Raw genomic sequence first — 15,747 nt, 5'->3', positions numbered from 1 at the left:
GTACAACCCTCTTCACCGCCGCGAATTGCCTCAGGCGTCGTTAGATTTCAGCGACGGCAGTTTGGAGACCAGGCGCAGGGAAACGGTCAGGCCTTCCAGCTGGTAGTGCGGACGCAGGAAGAACTTGGCCGCGTAGTAGCCGGGGTTGTCCTCGATCTCTTCCACCAGCACCTCGGCAGAGGCCAGCGGCTTGCGGGATTTGGTTTCCTGCGAGGAGTTAGCCGGGTCGCCGTCGACGTAGTTCATTACCCAGTCGTTCAGCCAGCGTTCCATTTCGTCGCGCTCGCGGAATGAACCGATTTTGTCGCGCACGATGCACTTCAGGTAGTGCGCGAAGCGACAGCAGGCGAACAGGTACGGCAGGCGCGAGGCCAGACGGGCATTGGCGGTAGCGTCAGCGTCGTGGTATTCGGCAGGCTTCTGTAGCGACTGCGCGCCAATAAAGGCGGCAAAGTCGGAGTTTTTGCGGTGAACCAGCGGCATAAAGCCGTTTTTTGCCAGCTCGGCTTCGCGACGGTCGCTGATGGCGATTTCGGTTGGACACTTCATGTCCACGCCGCCGTCATCGCTCGGGAAGGTGTGGCACGGCAGGTTTTCTACCGCACCGCCGGACTCCACGCCGCGAATAGAGGTACACCAGCCGTACTCTTTAAATGAGCGGTTGATGTTGGCCGCCATCGCGTAGGCGGCGTTGGTCCAGGTGTAGTTGGCGTGGTTCGCCCCTTCGGTCTCTTCCTCAAAATCAAAGGCGTCGACCGGGTTGCTGCGAATGCCATAAGGCAGGCGCGCCAGGAAGCGTGGCATCACCAGGCCGAGGTAGCGCGCATCTTCTGACTCGCGCAGGCTGCGCCAGGCGGCGTATTCGCTGTTCTGGAAAATCTTGGTCAGATCGCGCGGGTTCGCCAGCTCCTGCCAGGACTCCATCTGCATCACGCCCGGCGCGGTGCCGGTGATAAACGGGCAGTGGGAGGCCGCGCCGATGCGCGCCATTTCGCTCAGCAGTTCAACGTCCTGCGGGCTGTGGTCGAAATAGTAATCGCCCACCAGGCAGCCGAACGGCTCGCCGCCGAACTGGCCGTACTCTTCTTCGTAGATCTTCTTAAAGATCGGGCTTTGGTCCCAGCCCACGCCTTTATAGCGCTTCAGGGTGCGGCCCAGCTCCTGTTTGGAGAGGCTCATAAAGCGGATTTTCAGCATCTCGTCGGTTTCGGTGTTGTTCACCAGGTAGCTCAGACCGCGCCACGCGCCTTCCAGCTTCTGGAAGTCTTCATGGTGAATAATCTGGTTGACCTGCTGCGACAGCTTTTCGTCGATCTCGGCAATCAGCGCCTGGATGGTACGGTAGGCGTCGCTGGAGACAGTGACGGTGTTTTCCAGCGCCTGCTGCGCCAGGGTTTTTACCGCGCTCTCTACCGCCGAGCGGGCCGAGTCGGTTTTTGGCCGGAACTCTTTATTCAGCAGCGCGCTGAACTCGTCCTGGCTCCAGGCCTGCTGCTCCTGCGACTGCTGCTGTTGGGATGGATTGCTCATCGGTTACTCCTCCTGACCTTTATCCGCTGATTCATCCTGCTTCGGCAGGTGGCTCAGCGATTTCAGCAGCGTTGGATCCTGCAAAATTTTCGAGATTAGCTCTTCCGCACCGTTTTTGCCGTCCATATAGGTCAGCAGGTTGGAGAGCTGTGTCCGCGCATCCAGCAGCTGGTTTAGCGGCTCAACGTTGCGGGCAACCGCATCCGGCGAAAAGTCTTCCATGCTATTGAAGGTGAGATCGATATTCAGGCGGCCATCACCGGTCAGGGTGTTGTCAGCCTGGAAGGCGACGCGCGGCTTGAGCGATTTCATCCGCTCGTCGAAGTTGTCGATATCAATTTCAAGGAACTTACGTTCGTCCACGGACGGCAGGCCCTCAACCGGCTTGCCGACCAGGTCAGCCATCACGCCCATTACAAACGGCAGCTGGATTTTACGTTCCGCACCATAGATCTCCACGTCGTACTCAATTTGTACGCGCGGCGCGCGGTTACGGGCGATGAATTTCTGCCCACTGGATTTACTGATTGCCATGGTGTTCTCCATTGGTATGCGCGGTAAAGAGAGAAATGAACGGGCGACTTAGCCGTCGCGGCGTCCGAAAATATTTTCCAGCTGATGGACGCCGTCGGGCGCCAGATCGCGAATGATGTCCATAAAGTCCATCTCGATCATCCGCTGTACGCGGTCGATCATCAGCGGAGCCGGATGACTGGGCTCGTGCTGAACAAAGTACTGCTTCACTTTTTCCAGCATCAGCTGCGCATCGGCCCGTGAACCCGGCTGTGCGCTGCGCCAGTCGGTGTGGCCGCTGACCGCTTTCACCTCCGGCGCTCCGGCTACGGGCGGGATCTCGCCTGGCGCTGATGCGGCAGGGATAAGCGTTAAGAGGTCGGTCACCTCGCAGGCCTGCGCCACGGTTGAGACCGTTTTTATTAGCTGCTCCATCTCGGGAACGCCGGTTTCACCCAGGTGCTGCACCAGGGTTTCGCGAATGATTTGTAAGCGCTCACTTATCTTAATAATGGCGTCCACGCCGGGTTGTCCACCCCGCGCCAGCTCGTCGATCAGCCGCGCGCGACCGCCGGGGTAGTCGGGACATTCGGTTTTGCTGCCGTCAAGCAGCGCACAGGCGTCGCGCAGGGAGATTTCATCGGAGGCGCTGCGCAAAAGCGGTGCCTGACGCAGAGCGCTAGTAAGTGCTGACTTATCTCCTAACGCCGCCAGCGCGTTGATGCGGTAGAAAGGATCGCGTTCGCCGTCCTCCTCCAGCACCGGCCACAGCGGCTCCCACCAGGCCACCAGCGATCTTTCGATCAGCGCCAGGCCACTGGCGTAGCCGGTCAGGCCTTTTAGCTGGGTCCAGGCACGGGTCAGCGCCAGCATAATGCGCAGATCCTTGCTGCGGGTCAGCAGGTCGCTGGCCAGCCGCTCAACCCGGTTCCAGTCTGCCGGTTCGGCCGGAATAATGGTGTCGCCAAACTGCTGTTCCGCCTTGCCCGCACTGGCCTGGTCCATCGCCATAAAGTCGGCGTCATATTCCAGGTTCTCGCCGCAGGGCTGGTCGCTGCTGACCGGGGTAAGTAGCGCGTCGATATTCATAGTGCTCCCTTGCTCATTACTCAAACATCGGCGGATAAAGGCCGTGGCGTCCCGGTCGGGCACCTGCCGCCGGGTCAAACAGCATCGAAAATAGCTGGCCGGTAAAGTTGCCGCTGTGCACCTGGGTGTAGAGCGGGTAGCCATCGGTCTGGTTGGTCCACCAGAAGCTGGTGTACTGCTGCGGATCAAAGCAATCCGATACCTGCCGCCAGCTCAGGGTGGTGGGCCGTTCGGCGTAGCCAATCACGTCCAGAATGTCGGACTGTTCCTCTTCCGTCGGCAGCGGCGGCGCAGGGATGGCCAGCAGCGAGCGGTCGAGCTGTTCAGCCGAATAGCCATTGCGCACCGCATGAAGCAGCGCGCGACCCAGCTGCTGATACCATTCGCCGGCCATCGCCAGCTGTGACGGTGACCAGCTCTGCGGCGAAAAGGTTAGCAGCGCGCAGACCGGATACTGGCGGCCCACGCTGTCGCAGGCTGGAAGCAGGCAGCCCATCTGCACCAGCTGGCTACCCAGCATCGGCGGCACGACAAAGTTCCACACCGGCGCGCTACTGAACTTACGTTCGCCCTCGGGCCGCTGCTCTTCGTTTTTCTGCCAGTTAAGCAGTCCCACCTGGAACCAGTTGGTCCACTGTTGCCAGATGGCATCGGGGAAGCGGCGTTTTAAGAAGTCTCCGGCACTGGGCAATTTCCCGTACCAGCCAATCGCAGGTGTCTGGCTCATCATCATTTCCTGACGGTTAGGGGCATGAGAACCCGGGTAGCTGAAACGGGTTGCGAATACTGTTGGGGGTGAATTCCAGCGTAATATGGTGACCATTGACGTTGAAGGCGGCCTGTTTGCTGAGGCTGCTGCTGCCGCCTGACCGCTCGGCGCGATCAAAGAAGCGGTTTAGCGCCCAGGCACCGTTGGTGACCAGCGTGGCGGTGGTGCCGTCGGCCAGGCCGAGCTGCATTCTCACCTGGCTGGTGCCGCCCGGCCCCGGCCAGCTCATCAGTTGAACCGCCTGCGGCCCGTGGCTGTAGCGCAGCTGCTGGCCGTCGACATCCAGCGTCATGGTCAGGATATCGTTGTCCATCCGCACCGTGCGCACCGTCACGCGGAATGACGGCGTGGTCGCGCCGTTAGCAAAGAAGGCGTCGCGAATGCTCTGCGCCTGCTGGAAAGGCCGCAGCACCCCTTCGCCCCCCGGCAGCGTTTTACCATCAATGCCCGGGGTGAAGCGCCAGGCCGCCTGGGTGGTATCGACCTTGTTCGCCAGGTTATCGCGGAAGAAGCTGTCCATCAGCCCGGTGCCCGGCGCAAACATCCGTGCCAGATCGTCCGGCGTCACTTCTGAACGCCCCGACCGCGACAGGGGATAGCGCCCGGCAATCGCCTGGCGGCAGAAGCTGCCCACCTCAACGTTAATGCGCTTGCGCACGTTGTCGAGGTCGCGACGCTGGGTGTCGCTGCTGGCGCCGACGGCCATGCTGGTGAACATATTTTGCAGCGATCCCGGCAGGCGACCGGCGCTGGCCTGCAGATGGCTGATGGCATCACCAGAGGGTGGCGGCATGCCGCTGTTTGCCGCATCCTGCACCGCCGTCAGGTAGCGATAGAGGTCGTCGATCTGCTTTAGGAAGTCGTCAAAGGCGATGGTTTTACCGCCTTTCTCCAGCGGCTGCGCCAGCTCTATAACTGGTGCGAAGTGAGCAGTTACTGACTGCTCAGGCGTTTGCTGCTGCTGGCTTGCGGCTGTGGATTGCTCGCGCGAACGGAACAGCGCATCCAGCGTGTTGCGGGCGGTGCTGCCCTTGTCCTCGCCCGCCTGGGCTTTGTCATCGGCCGGGGCGGCTTTCTCCAGCATCAGGTAGTGGCTGAGGTTGATCACCAGCTTACGCAGCGGCGAATTGTTGCCGGAGAGCACCCGCGCGGCGTTGATGCGCTGCGAGAGGTCAGCGCTGTTGTTCAGCTGGATATCCTGGAGCAGCCCATCCCACTGCCGCATATAGTCGGCCATATAGAGCTGACGGACCGCGAGGTCGGTCTGCGCTTTGGTTTCTCCCTGCACCTGACCACCCAGCACCCACTGGTCGTCGTCGTGCAGTGCCGCCGTCACGCTGTCGATATTTTTATCGAAGCTGTTCCAGTAGCCCTCCGGCGTATACAGACCGGGTATGCCCTCGCTGACCGCCTTACCGCTTTTCCGCGACAGTACCAGCTCGCTTTGCGGACCGCCCAGCGAGGCCAGCGATACCGATGGCAGACCGTCGCTTTTTTCCAGCAGGCGCCGGAGTCGTCCATAGACGCGCTGCGACAGCGGCATCTGATTAATCAGCGCCTGCTCGCGCTTTACCAGCGCATCGTCCCGCGCATAGGGCGAGGCCTGTATCTGCGTCTCCAGCAGCTGCGACAGATGCCAGCCAAGCTGTTTGATCTGCTCGCGCGTGACGTTCTGCGGCTGGTTACGCTGGATATTCAGCATCACCCAGGCATGCAGGAATTTGCCATCGTAGTGCTTCGGCTGGTAGAGCATCTGGTAGGCTTTCAGCGCCTCGTAGCTGTAGTCGGCATCGCTGCCGTTGTCGTTACGCAGCCAGGTGGTGATCATCTGCGCGACCTGAGGTAGCAGCAGCTGCTGGAGCGATTTCTGATAGAGCGCCTGGGTCGCATCGCTGACCTCAACGCCGCGATACAGCCCCATTCGCCGGGTGATCGGCGGATGATTCAGATCGAAGGATTCGCTGTCCGGCAGGTGCAGCACGCCGTTCAGGAACGGCAGCAGCGCGTAGAGGTCAGTCAAATCGCCGGCCTGGAGGTTTTTGCTCTGCGCCACCACCTGCGGCACCTTCGCGTTCACCTCTTTCAGATAGGCTTTATTGTTGCTAAAGCTGGTTGCCCACAGCAGACCGGCAATCACCAGCGCGGCCACCAGCAGCAGATAGCCCGACCAGAGTACTGCCCGGTTACGCAGCTCCCACCAGCGGTTGCTGCCCGCCAGCCCGGCTTCCTGGAAAATGACGTTTTGCAGCAGGTCTTTCAGGAAGAAGCTCTGCCCTTTGTTCGCCGGGATAGGAGACTCTTTGTTGACGTTATCCCAGGCACCGCTGGTGCCCGCGTCCTCCTGCGGCAGCTGGAGCGCGCGGTTAAGCTCACCCATTACCCGGTCAAACGGCAGCCCTTCCTGGGTGCCGCTGGCAAAGTAGATGCCGCGCGGTGAAAACTGCGTTTCAAAATTGGAGCGGGCAAATACCGTTTCCAGATACTCAAACAGCAGCGGGCGCAGGGCGGCAAACTCCTGCGGGAACAGATAGCTTTCGGCGCGGGCTTTACCATCGCTCTCCTGTAGCAGCCTGTCCGGCAGTCCGGCATCCAGACGCTGTTGCAGCAGGGCATACTCCTGGGTGCAGGCGCCGGCCAGGTCAAAGTCGGCGTGTTTTGAACGCTCCCACGGGAAGGTAAAGCCCCAGACCTGGTCACGCTGCGCCTTATCCAAGTTGCCAAAATAGGCGCGAAAGCCCTTCAGCAGGTCGGTTTTGGTGACCATCACATAGACCGGGAAGCGAATCCCCAGCTGTTCATGCAGCTCCGTCAGCCGCTGGCGCAGAGAGAGCGCCTGCTGCCGGGTCGCCTCTGCCGACTGCGTCAGCAGATCGGCAACGCTGACGGTGACAATCACCCCGTTGATCGGCTGACGTCCGCGGTATTTACGCAGCAGCCCGATGAAATTGTTCCATTCGCCCGCGTCCTGCTGCTGCTCACTCTCCTGGGTGGTGTAGCGGCCTGCCGTATCCAGCAGCACGGCATCGTTGGTAAACCACCAGTCGCAGTTACGCGTGCCGCCAATGCCGCGCAGCGCCGCTTTACCAAAGCGATCCGCCAGCGGGAATTGCAGCCCTGAATTGACCAGCGCGGTGGTTTTCCCCGCGCCGGGTGCGCCAATGATCACATACCAGGGGAGCTGATAGAGATACTGGCGGCTAAAGCGCTGGGTCCAGCGGCGGTTGCTGCTGCGGCTGAAATGCGCCTTTTTCAGCATCTCCGAGGCTTCAGAGAAGCGCTCGGCCAGCACCCGATCCTCACTGGTCAGACGCTGACGGTTGGGGTCATTCTCGTCGCCGGGGGTGGTTTTCAGGCTGCCCATCAGCTTGCGGTTCAGCCAGGCGTTGTACAGGCGCGGCACCAGATTGCTCAGGCCCCAGGCGATATACAGCAGTGCAATACTGATCTGTCGGTTAACTTCCGGCTCCAGCGGCCTGGAGTCGACGATGGAAAACACCGGACCAATCACCCAGATGATGAAGGAGAGCGCGGTGATACCGATAAATCCCCACATCAGCCGGTTGGTCATGATGGCAAAAAGAATATTCAGCATCCGTTAATTTCCTTGCTGCAAACCGTTCATTTCTGCCCGGGTGTTATCGGGTGAAACCAACAGCGTGATGTCCACCCGGCGATTGCGCGCGCGGTTCTCCGCGCTGGTGTTTGGCACCAGCGGGTTGCTTTCGCCACGCCCTTCCGCCTTCACGCGCTGCGGCTGGGTCAGATGCTGTTGCAGTCGCGTCTGCACCGACTGCGCCCGCGTCAGAGAAAGCTCATAGTTAGAGGCGAAGCGCGCGCTGCGGATAGGCACGTTATCGCTGTACCCCACCACCAGGATCCGGCCATTGACGTTATTCATCGCCTGAGCAATGCGATCCAGCACCGCTTCATAGCGCCCGCGCACGGCGGTGGAGCCCGAGGTGAACAGCCCGTCGCCCTTGAGGGTAACCACGCTGCGATCGGCTTCATCCTTCACCGCAACCAGTCCCTGCTCCACCTCCGGACGCAGAAACGCCTTCAGATTCAGGGAGGCAGGCGGCGGCGGGGCAGGATTTTGAATGGTGACTTCCGGCAGCGGCGTCTGATAGACCGCCGCCAGCACCGGGCTGGTGGCATCGCCCAGCCGCCAGTTCAGCAGGATGTAGAACAGGCAGGCCAGAAAGCCGACCAGCGCACAGCAGGCCCAGAGCGGCACCACCGGACGCCAGAGCTTCCGGGTAACCGGATGGTCTTCGGGGTGCGGTGAGAGCGGCGGCGCATAGCCGCCGCGTACCGAGCGGATCATCTGAAGCAGGCGCTGCTTGATGGTTTCCAGCTGCGAGCGGCCATTATCCAGCACCCGGTAGCGCCCCTCGAAGCCCAGTTGCAGGCAGTAGTTGATCAGCTCCAGCAGCGCAATCTGCTCGCGCGGATTTTGTGAGAGCTTGGCCAGCAGCTGGAAGAACTTCTCGCCGCCCCAGGTTTCATTGTGGAACGTGACCAGTAATCCCTGCCCCGGCCACACGCCGCGGCTTCCCCACGGGGTAAGCGCGGCGGCCTCATCCAGCGCGGTGCACAGGCAGTAGCGCGCGCCGATAATCACTTCATAGGGTAAGCTGGCGCGCTGGCAGTTCATTTCAAACTGGCGCATCTCATCGATCAGCCGCTGGCGCAGCCCGGCGGGGTCAGCATGCGTGACCGAGTGCCGTATTTGTGGGATAGCGTTAAGCAGCCCGTTAGCCGCCGCCACCAGCGGATTATTACTGCTCGCGCCTGAAAAGAGATCGTTCTGCGCGGTAGCCTGTCGTTCGTGCATGATTGTTGCTCCCTGCGTCAGGCTGACTGACTACGAATGGCCCAGAACTCCATCGCCAGTCCGGGAAAATCACCGGCCAGATGAAGCGCAAAGGTGCCGGACTTTTCCATCTCCTGCCACAGCTCGCTGCCTTTCTCTAACTCAAAGTAGCTGTAGCCTGCATGCCAGGGAATTTGCGGCGGCGCGACGGGCATGGCGCGCAGCACCATACCCGGCAGCTGAAGCTGCACCAGATCGCGAATTTTGGTCACCGGTGCTACCTTCATCTGCGCCGGAAAATGGGTCTGCAACGCTTCGCCCGGCACGTTGGCGCGCACGGCGAGCACAAAACCAAAATCGCGCACCATGGCGGCATCCGGTACGGTCGCCACGTTCAGGCCGTGGGAGCGTTCGGTAAGCGGCAGCTGGATGGCATTCTCTTCCATCACCAGCGACAGCCCCTGGCGCAGCATCAGCATCAGCTTGCTGAAGGACCAGGCCAGATCGTCATGGTTGTAGACCGGCAGGGCGGCGTCCGGGGAGCGCTGCGGCGTGTAGGTGGTCAGCTCACTGGCAAAGGCCAGCCAGGTGGAAAAGAGCTGTTCCGGGTGCAGCAGCGGCAGGTTTTTCAGGTGGCTGACGTGTCCGACATGATGATTCACCAGCGCCAGCAGCATAAAGTCGACCATCTCAGCGGTGTTAAAACGGCCAGGCTGTTGCAGCCGCTGACCTATCTGCTGGCTGCGCTGCTCTAACAGACCCAGCATATCGCTCAGGTAGTCGAACAGCTGCTGATGGGCAATGCAGTTGAGCATTGGCGGGATGTAGCTGCTGTCGAGCCGCACCTGGTTGTCACTGCGCTTTTCCAGTACGCGAAACACCGCCATGGCGGTCCATTCGGCGGTCAGCTCGCTTTCGAGCATCAGCCGCAGGCGAAGCTGACCAAACTGTACCGTGGCCGACCCTACCGACAGGGCGTTAAAATCATCCACCTCCTGCTCGAAGCTGACGTAGCGGGCCAGCGAGTCTGCCGCTTCGCTGAAGATCACCTCTTCACGGCCGTTGCGCCGGGCAGGCAGTGCCAGCACCACCTTTTCTGCGCCCTGATTATCACTGATTGCCAGCGGCGGCGGGCCGTTGCGTCCGTCGCGAAAAGAGAAGAAGGTGCCGTCCGGCAGCAGCCCGCTGGCGGAGCCCAGCGCAATTTTGCCCTGACGCAGCATGGCTTCATCGATCTCAAAATCCAGAAATCCCCACAGATAAGGCCGCTGGGTCAGTGACCAGTTGCGCAGGGTGCTTTGCTGATAGCTTTCTGACTGCTGGAAATGATGCGGGCGCAGAAACATGCCCTCGGTCCAGACCACTTTTTCGATTTTATTCATAATGGCTTCCGTTATCAGTCAATGCTTATTCGCTGACGGCGCGCAGCCCGCTTACGTCTGCAATGATGTCGGCCTTCAGTTCGTCTGACGAGGACTGCCAGAATTTGTACGCGCTGCCGCTGCCGGGCGTAGGTAACGGTAGAGAGATCCGCCACTTTTTACCGTCCAGCGACTGGTACTCGCCCAGAATGCCGATATAGCGCGCGTCTGACGTGCTCTGCCCGCTGATTTTTTTATTGAGTTGTCCCGGCATCAGGAAGAACTGCTCGCTATTAAGCAGGTTATTACCCAGCAGGGCGGGCGCATTGTTTTGCAGCGAATAGAAATCGGCAGACATAAAATCGGCGTCCGATTTCAGCAGCATGACGCGGACCTTAAGCGGCGCGCGGTCATTGATCTGCGGATTAGCCCGAAAAAGCAGGCTGTATTGAGAAGGTTCGCTGTGTGAAGAGGAGGAGCAGCCCGTTATGGCGCTCAGCGCCATCAGGAAAAACGCCTGGAGGACCAGGCGAAAAAATACCATTCTGTTCATAATGATGCGGCCATTAGCGCGTTATCAGTCGATGATCCAGGTTCCGCCATTGCTGTTCTGGCAGGCCTTGCTGTCGCCAGCGACGGCCACACAGGTCTTTTTAGCGGGGGCGCGAGCGCGTTTGCGACGGGAATCGGCCTTTACGGTTTTATCGTAGAGATCGCTTTTTACCACGGCGCGTAACGGCACATAGCCAATCAGCTGCTCCTGACCCTGTTCGGCAAGGGCAAACCAGTTGTTTTCCACCGTACCCAGCACGGTGTAAGGCTTGCCGTTATCGAGATAGCTCACCAGCTTGCCGCCAAAGTCCGGACGCGTCATCACCGAGGCGTTGTACAGCGCGCGGTACTCTTCGTTAACCGGGGTAAAGGTGGCTGGCGGCTGCACAGCGTGCCGGTAGGTCAGCTTTACGCCGTCAACGGTGCTTGAAACGAGGGTGTCGTCCGTCAGGGGTGGCGGTGGAGCCTTACATCCTGCAACGGTCAAAATAAACAGCAGACTTAACGCGATTCGAATTTTCACCATGATCCTCATGAAGTTTAGATAATAAAAGGCGGAGTCCAGTCTGGCGCTTCGCCATCAACAGAATTAAGGGGGTATGTACGCGGCAGCGACGCAGAAGCACGTCGCTGGCGAGCTGAGAAAGCACGTTTCACAGCCCGATAAAAAATACTTACCAATGTAAACTACAGATAAAGGGGCAGGCGGCCGGGAAAACGGAGGAGGCATTACAGCTTTCATTCCAGCTCCTTACCCTTTTTTTGGGAAAAAACCAGAGAAAACGACAATAACGCGTACGTTGTACCCAATCCACTTACTGAAACGCGTAATAAGATTAAGTGATAATAACCTTAATGAAACTTATCACATTTAAAAAAAATTATATTCCCAACCAGGCGTACAAATAACCTAATCGCTTAATTGTAGTTAAATCAATGAGTTTACTGCTGAATTCTGGCATAGCTACCGCACGAGCCTGCGCGTTCAGTCGCGACTCTTAACTAAAGGATTATTTGATTTAGGAATTTTCGGCAAGTTTACAGCGTCTTTGCATTTATTCAACATTGAAGTCTCACGGCAGGAGAGTTAAGAGATGCTTAAGTGTTAAAAATAAGTGAAATTTCTTAAGACTGGACCTAAAAAGGCAGATAAATCTTAATAAAAATCGTCTGGAAAATTTTTTTTAGATTGAATTATCTAAATTTTCGCTATTTTTAATTACCAATAAGTATATATGGATACCCCAAAAGGAGTATGAGAGAGGAGAAATGAGATGGGGTGAAAAAATGAGACTGGCGTCTACAGAATAAAATATCGAAATATCACTTTAAATGCGGATTAAGCAGAGCTTAATCCCGCATGAAGCCCTATTTTATGTATGAAAAAGGTAAAAAAGTAAACTTAAGCATTTAGAAACACTTCCAGCTCACGTAGCGTTTTCACCTCCAGGGTCGGCACGATTTCTGCTGGCAAGGGGCGCTGGTGGGCGTTCAGCCAGCAGGTTGCCAGGCCCGAGTTAATTCCGCCCAGAATATCGGAGTCAGGATTGTCTCCCACCATCATCACCCGCTCACGGGCCGGGTCCCCCATCTGGCTGAGCGCATAATCAAAGATGGCCGGATGGGGTTTGGCATAGCCCACCTGCTCCGATACCACCAGCAGATCGAAGGTGTTCAGCATGCCGTTATGCGTAAGCCTGATCTCCTGTAGCGCAGTAAAACCGTTGGTGATAATACCCAGTTTCACCCTGCCGCGCAGGCTGTTAAGCAGGCTGACTGCGCCCTCCAGCGGTACGCAGATTTCGGCCATCGCACGCAGAAACCCGCTGTTTAAATCGTGCGGGGTCACCTTAAGCCTGTCGGCCCAGCTCTGGAATCGCCGATGCTGAAGCTGGATCGCGCTGATGGCGCCATTCTGGTAATCCACCCACAGCGGCTGATTGACGGCCTGGTATTCGCTGTAGTCGTCGGCGCTAAAGGCAACGCCATACTGCTGAAAAAGATGCGTTAATCCTGCCCGGGCATCAAAGTGAAACAGCGTGTCGTCAGCGTCAAATAAGATCCAGTCCCAGTCTTTCAACATCGTGATAAATCCTTAAGAGATAATATGTGGCAGGTACGCAGTGGCGCTAAATTGTCAGCGCCATAATAATCGCATCTTCTTTGCCGTCGGCGGTGGGGTAATAGTTGCGGCGCACCGAGACTTCATTGAAGTCCAGTGAAGCATAGAGGGCAAGGGCCGGGCGATTGGATGCGCGAACTTCCAGCCACAGGGTCTGAATTCCCCGCGACTCCAGTTCAGCGACCGCGTGCTGAAGCAATTCGCGCCCCAGGCCCCGACGCTGAAAATCGGGATCGACCGCCAGGTTGAACAGCGTCGCCTCGTCCAGCACCACCTGGATAATGGCAAAGGCGGCCATCTGCCCTGCCACATCCAGCCGGAAATTCAGATAGCGTTCGCCCTGATTGGTGATAAAGGTTTTTTCGCTCCAGGGAAAAGCATGGGCGCGCTGCTCAATAATAAAAGCCCGCTCAAGATCGGTCGGGGTCAGTAAAGAAATCTGATTCATAGTGTGAGATCTGCTGCCACAGGGCGCGTTTTGCACCGGCGTTATCGTAAAGCTCCGCAAGCGCGGGCGAAGCAATATGTGAACCTTCCCAGGCTGCTGGCGCATCCAGCCCAAGAGACCAGCTAACGCAGCGGGTATCATCGGGCAGCATGGCACTCTGGTCGGGCGTAAGCACAACCACTTCATGTTCGTGCATCATCATCGCCCTGAGTACGTCGCTAATCAGCGGGTCGGTCAGCGGCGGAGGAACGGCGGCCACGATCAGCAGGCGCGTTTCCTGTCTGATAGAGACGGCTACCTCACCATGCAGGGCGCGCGGACGCCGCAGCGTATACTGCGTTATGCCCATTTGCTGTAATAACCAGTCACGTCTGGAAGACATCATTTTTCCCGTCTGGTCGCCCGATTGCGTCGCTATGCTAACAAACCCTCCGGGCTGCGCCAATAAACCTCTCTCCCCTTCTTGCCTGAAATTTGCGTATAATCGCCACTCTGATTCGTAAGGAGCCACCGATGTCTGCATTTACCCCGGCCAGTGAAGTGATACTGCGCCACAGTGATGAATTTTCTCAACGCCGCGTACTCTTTGCTGGCGATCTGCAGGATGACCTGCCCGCCCAACTGGATACCGCGCTGAGCCGGGTACATACCCAACAGTATCATCACTGGCAGATCCTTAGCCGTGTGCTGGGGGAAGAGGCCCGCTACGGCCTGGTGGCAACGCCCGAGTCGGCAGCAGAGTGCGATACGCTGGTGTACTTCTGGCCAAAAAGTAAGCCCGAGGCGCTGTTCCAGCTGACCAATTTACTGTCGCTGATGCCCGTCGGCAGCGAGCTGTTTGTAGTTGGTGAGAACCGCAGCGGCGTGCGCAGCGCGGAGCAAATGGTCGAAGAGTGGGTCACGCTTAACAAGATTGACAGCGCCCGCCGCTGCGGTCTCTATCACGGACGGATTGACGCCGTGCCTGCGTTTGATGCCGATGCGTGGTGGGAAGAGTATCCCCTTGGGCATCTGACGGTGAAAACGCTGCCGGGCGTGTTCAGCCGCGACGGTCTGGATGCGGGAAGCAATCTGCTGCTTTCCACGCTAAAACCGCACACCAAAGGTAAGGTACTGGATGTTGGCTGTGGGGCAGGCGTACTGTCCGCCATGCTGGCCAGCTTCTCACCGAAAGTCCGCCTGACGCTGACCGACGTGAATGCCGCCGCCGTGGAGGCCAGCCGGGCAACGCTGGCGGCTAACGGTCTGGAAGGCGAGGTCTTTGCCAGTAACGTCTACTCCGACGTCGCAGGCCGTTTTGACATGATCATCTCCAACCCACCGTTTCATGATGGCATGCAAACCAGTCTGGATGCAGCCCAGACGCTGATCCGCGGTGCGGCAAAGCATCTCAACATGGGCGGCGAGCTGCGTATTGTCGCTAATGCGTTTCTGCCTTACCCGGCGGTGCTGGATGAGATTTTCGGCAGCCATGAGGTGCTGGTACAGAACGGTCGCTTTAAGGTCTACCGTGCCGTGCTGTCGCGTCCCAGCAAGGCCAAACGCTAATAGCCTGAAGACTGGCGCCCCACCCTGCCCGCAAAGCGGCAAGTTGCTGATACGCAACAGGCCCGCAGGCAGGGGATTTTTCAGGTAAATGCCGCAGGGGACTCAAATAACTGTTGACGTCCCCTGGAAAATCTCTAGAATGCGCCTCCGTGGTTGCAATACAGCATTGTTGTATTGCGGGTATGCGAAGGTGGCGGAATTGGTAGACGCGCTAGCTTCAGGTGTTAGTGTCTTAACGGACGTGAGGGTTCAAGTCCCTCTCTTCGCACCAACAACCACAATATTCATAGAACACACAATGCGCGAAGGTGGCGGAATTGGTAGACGCGCTAGCTTCAGGTGTTAGTGTCTTAACGGACGTGAGGGTTCAAGTCCCTCTCTTCGCACCAGTGTGGTGATATGAATAGAAACAAGTTCAACAAAGATGCGAAGGTGGCGGAATTGGTAGACGCGCTAGCTTCAGGTGTTAGTGTCTTAACGGACGTGAGGGTTCAAGTCCCTCTCTTCGCACCACGTTGAATCTGTTTTCCCCTCCTTTTGTTCTTCCCCATTGCATTACATCAGCCCGAAATTAAGCGAAATCGCCGCCACTCCACCCGCCAGCGCCAGACATGAAGGCAGCAGCAGGTAGTGACGCAGGCGTTCATGAAAAAGCATCACAACGGTCGACAGCAGCGCGATGACCACCACTACCCGCCACCCGGAAAATGTCAGATTCATCAGGGCAATCAGCGGCATCAACGCACAGGGAAGCAATACGCCCCACGCACTATCCAGCCGTTTCCCCAGCAGTAAACTCATCCCCCAAAGCCCGCATGCCGCAATCATCGCTATTACCATGGTCGTAACCCGCACCGTTATAAATGATAATGATAACTAATATCATATAAGAACTCTTATCACTTTGCAGCAAGAATTACGCCTGTCGCGAGCTAAACTTCACCGCCACGGGTGACAGTCATCACACAGCATGTTAAATTAACGCGATATTAATATTAAGAT

The 15,747-nt window shown here is 58.0% G+C and carries 14 protein-coding genes and 3 tRNA genes; 4 read left to right on the top strand and 13 right to left on the bottom strand.

Translation table 11 applies throughout. The features are described from left to right. Positions 1 to 30 precede the first annotated feature (30 nt). The 12 genes from tssC to AAGR22_RS03405 form a co-directional block, all read right to left on the bottom strand. Positions 31 to 1,530 carry a type VI secretion system contractile sheath large subunit gene (gene tssC, locus AAGR22_RS03460; protein ID WP_345830295.1) on the bottom strand — a complete coding sequence of 500 codons (1,500 nt, stop codon included), beginning with the start codon at positions 1,528 to 1,530 and terminating at the stop codon, positions 31 to 33. A gap of 3 nt (positions 1,531 to 1,533) precedes the next feature. Beyond that, positions 1,534 to 2,064 (bottom strand): type VI secretion system contractile sheath small subunit, encoded by a 531-nt coding sequence (gene tssB, locus AAGR22_RS03455; protein ID WP_067703812.1) that lies wholly within the window; start codon positions 2,062 to 2,064, stop codon positions 1,534 to 1,536. A 48-nt stretch (positions 2,065 to 2,112) separates the two neighbouring features. Continuing rightward, the gene (tssA, locus tag AAGR22_RS03450) at positions 2,113 to 3,132 is read right to left on the bottom strand and encodes a type VI secretion system protein TssA (protein WP_345830292.1); all 1,020 of its coding nucleotides are present in this window, start codon (positions 3,130 to 3,132) and stop codon (positions 2,113 to 2,115) included. Positions 3,133 to 3,148: 16 nt separating this feature from the next. Further along, positions 3,149 to 3,859 carry a type VI secretion system-associated protein TagF gene (tagF, locus tag AAGR22_RS03445; protein WP_067703818.1) on the bottom strand — a complete coding sequence of 237 codons (711 nt, stop codon included), beginning with the start codon at positions 3,857 to 3,859 and terminating at the stop codon, positions 3,149 to 3,151. A gap of 16 nt (positions 3,860 to 3,875) precedes the next feature. Continuing rightward, entirely contained in the window at positions 3,876 to 7,493 is a 3,618-nt protein-coding gene (gene tssM, locus AAGR22_RS03440; protein ID WP_345830289.1) for a type VI secretion system membrane subunit TssM, read from the bottom strand. Between the two features lie 3 nt (positions 7,494 to 7,496). After that, positions 7,497 to 8,735: a DotU family type VI secretion system protein gene (locus AAGR22_RS03435; protein ID WP_345830287.1), complete on the bottom strand. Its 1,239-nt coding sequence runs from the start codon at positions 8,733 to 8,735 to the stop codon at positions 7,497 to 7,499. A gap of 17 nt (positions 8,736 to 8,752) precedes the next feature. Then, positions 8,753 to 10,096, bottom strand: a complete 1,344-nt coding sequence (gene tssK / locus AAGR22_RS03430; RefSeq protein WP_067703827.1) for a type VI secretion system baseplate subunit TssK — start codon at positions 10,094 to 10,096, stop codon at positions 8,753 to 8,755. Positions 10,097 to 10,121: 25 nt separating this feature from the next. Next, positions 10,122 to 10,628: a type VI secretion system lipoprotein TssJ gene (gene tssJ / locus AAGR22_RS03425; protein ID WP_067703830.1), complete on the bottom strand. Its 507-nt coding sequence runs from the start codon at positions 10,626 to 10,628 to the stop codon at positions 10,122 to 10,124. A 24-nt stretch (positions 10,629 to 10,652) separates the two neighbouring features. After that, positions 10,653 to 11,150 (bottom strand): hypothetical protein, encoded by a 498-nt coding sequence (locus AAGR22_RS03420; RefSeq protein ID WP_067704611.1) that lies wholly within the window; start codon positions 11,148 to 11,150, stop codon positions 10,653 to 10,655. Between the two features lie 879 nt (positions 11,151 to 12,029). Continuing rightward, positions 12,030 to 12,710: a pyrimidine 5'-nucleotidase gene (yjjG, locus tag AAGR22_RS03415; RefSeq protein WP_345830285.1), complete on the bottom strand. Its 681-nt coding sequence runs from the start codon at positions 12,708 to 12,710 to the stop codon at positions 12,030 to 12,032. 46 nt (positions 12,711 to 12,756) lie between these two features. Continuing rightward, the gene (rimI, locus tag AAGR22_RS03410; protein WP_067703836.1) at positions 12,757 to 13,197 is read right to left on the bottom strand and encodes a ribosomal protein S18-alanine N-acetyltransferase; all 441 of its coding nucleotides are present in this window, start codon (positions 13,195 to 13,197) and stop codon (positions 12,757 to 12,759) included. Further along, complete coding sequence (locus tag AAGR22_RS03405; RefSeq protein ID WP_345831541.1) at positions 13,160 to 13,579, bottom strand: DNA polymerase III subunit psi; 420 nt, start codon at positions 13,577 to 13,579, stop codon at positions 13,160 to 13,162. Before AAGR22_RS03405 ends, rimI begins: the two co-directional genes overlap by 38 nt. 131 nt (positions 13,580 to 13,710) lie before the next feature. Between AAGR22_RS03405 and rsmC the strand changes: the two genes are divergently transcribed. From rsmC to AAGR22_RS03385, 4 genes are all read left to right on the top strand, one after another. Next, positions 13,711 to 14,745 carry a 16S rRNA (guanine(1207)-N(2))-methyltransferase RsmC gene (gene rsmC / locus AAGR22_RS03400; RefSeq protein WP_067703839.1) on the top strand — a complete coding sequence of 345 codons (1,035 nt, stop codon included), beginning with the start codon at positions 13,711 to 13,713 and terminating at the stop codon, positions 14,743 to 14,745. Positions 14,746 to 14,929: 184 nt separating this feature from the next. After that, positions 14,930 to 15,016, top strand: a tRNA-Leu gene (locus AAGR22_RS03395). Positions 15,017 to 15,047: 31 nt separating this feature from the next. Beyond that, a tRNA-Leu gene (locus AAGR22_RS03390) sits at positions 15,048 to 15,134 on the top strand. 37 nt (positions 15,135 to 15,171) lie between these two features. Continuing rightward, a tRNA-Leu gene (locus tag AAGR22_RS03385) sits at positions 15,172 to 15,258 on the top strand. A gap of 42 nt (positions 15,259 to 15,300) precedes the next feature. On the opposite strand, the gene AAGR22_RS03380 is transcribed toward AAGR22_RS03385, so the two are convergent. Further along, positions 15,301 to 15,585, bottom strand: coding sequence for a DUF1435 domain-containing protein (locus AAGR22_RS03380; RefSeq protein ID WP_345830283.1), 285 nt, complete (start codon positions 15,583 to 15,585; stop codon positions 15,301 to 15,303). Positions 15,586 to 15,747 lie beyond the last annotated feature (162 nt).

It is taken from the genome of Erwinia sp. HDF1-3R (genome assembly GCF_039621855.1).
Lineage (GTDB): Bacteria > Pseudomonadota > Gammaproteobacteria > Enterobacterales > Enterobacteriaceae > Erwinia.
Note: the sequence above shows the minus strand (reverse complement) of the source record. Positions and strands in the feature narration are given on the sequence as shown.

Excerpts from the sequence above, each read along its gene's own strand:
- tssC (WP_345830295.1), bottom strand. The coding sequence starts at position 1,530 with ATGAGCAATCCATCCCAACAGCAGCAGTCGCAGGAGCAGCAGGCCTGG.
- tssB (WP_067703812.1), bottom strand. The coding sequence starts at position 2,064 with ATGGCAATCAGTAAATCCAGTGGGCAGAAATTCATCGCCCGTAACCGC.
- tssA (WP_345830292.1), bottom strand. The coding sequence starts at position 3,132 with ATGAATATCGACGCGCTACTTACCCCGGTCAGCAGCGACCAGCCCTGC.
- tagF (WP_067703818.1), bottom strand. The coding sequence starts at position 3,859 with ATGAGCCAGACACCTGCGATTGGCTGGTACGGGAAATTGCCCAGTGCC.
- tssM (WP_345830289.1), bottom strand. The coding sequence starts at position 7,493 with ATGCTGAATATTCTTTTTGCCATCATGACCAACCGGCTGATGTGGGGA.
- AAGR22_RS03435 (WP_345830287.1), bottom strand. The coding sequence starts at position 8,735 with ATGCACGAACGACAGGCTACCGCGCAGAACGATCTCTTTTCAGGCGCG.
- tssK (WP_067703827.1), bottom strand. The coding sequence starts at position 10,096 with ATGAATAAAATCGAAAAAGTGGTCTGGACCGAGGGCATGTTTCTGCGC.
- tssJ (WP_067703830.1), bottom strand. The coding sequence starts at position 10,628 with ATGAACAGAATGGTATTTTTTCGCCTGGTCCTCCAGGCGTTTTTCCTG.
- yjjG (WP_345830285.1), bottom strand. The coding sequence starts at position 12,710 with ATGTTGAAAGACTGGGACTGGATCTTATTTGACGCTGACGACACGCTG.
- rimI (WP_067703836.1), bottom strand. The coding sequence starts at position 13,197 with ATGAATCAGATTTCTTTACTGACCCCGACCGATCTTGAGCGGGCTTTT.
- AAGR22_RS03405 (WP_345831541.1), bottom strand. The coding sequence starts at position 13,579 with ATGTCTTCCAGACGTGACTGGTTATTACAGCAAATGGGCATAACGCAG.
- rsmC (WP_067703839.1), top strand. The coding sequence starts at position 13,711 with ATGTCTGCATTTACCCCGGCCAGTGAAGTGATACTGCGCCACAGTGAT.
- AAGR22_RS03380 (WP_345830283.1), bottom strand. The coding sequence starts at position 15,585 with ATGGTAATAGCGATGATTGCGGCATGCGGGCTTTGGGGGATGAGTTTA.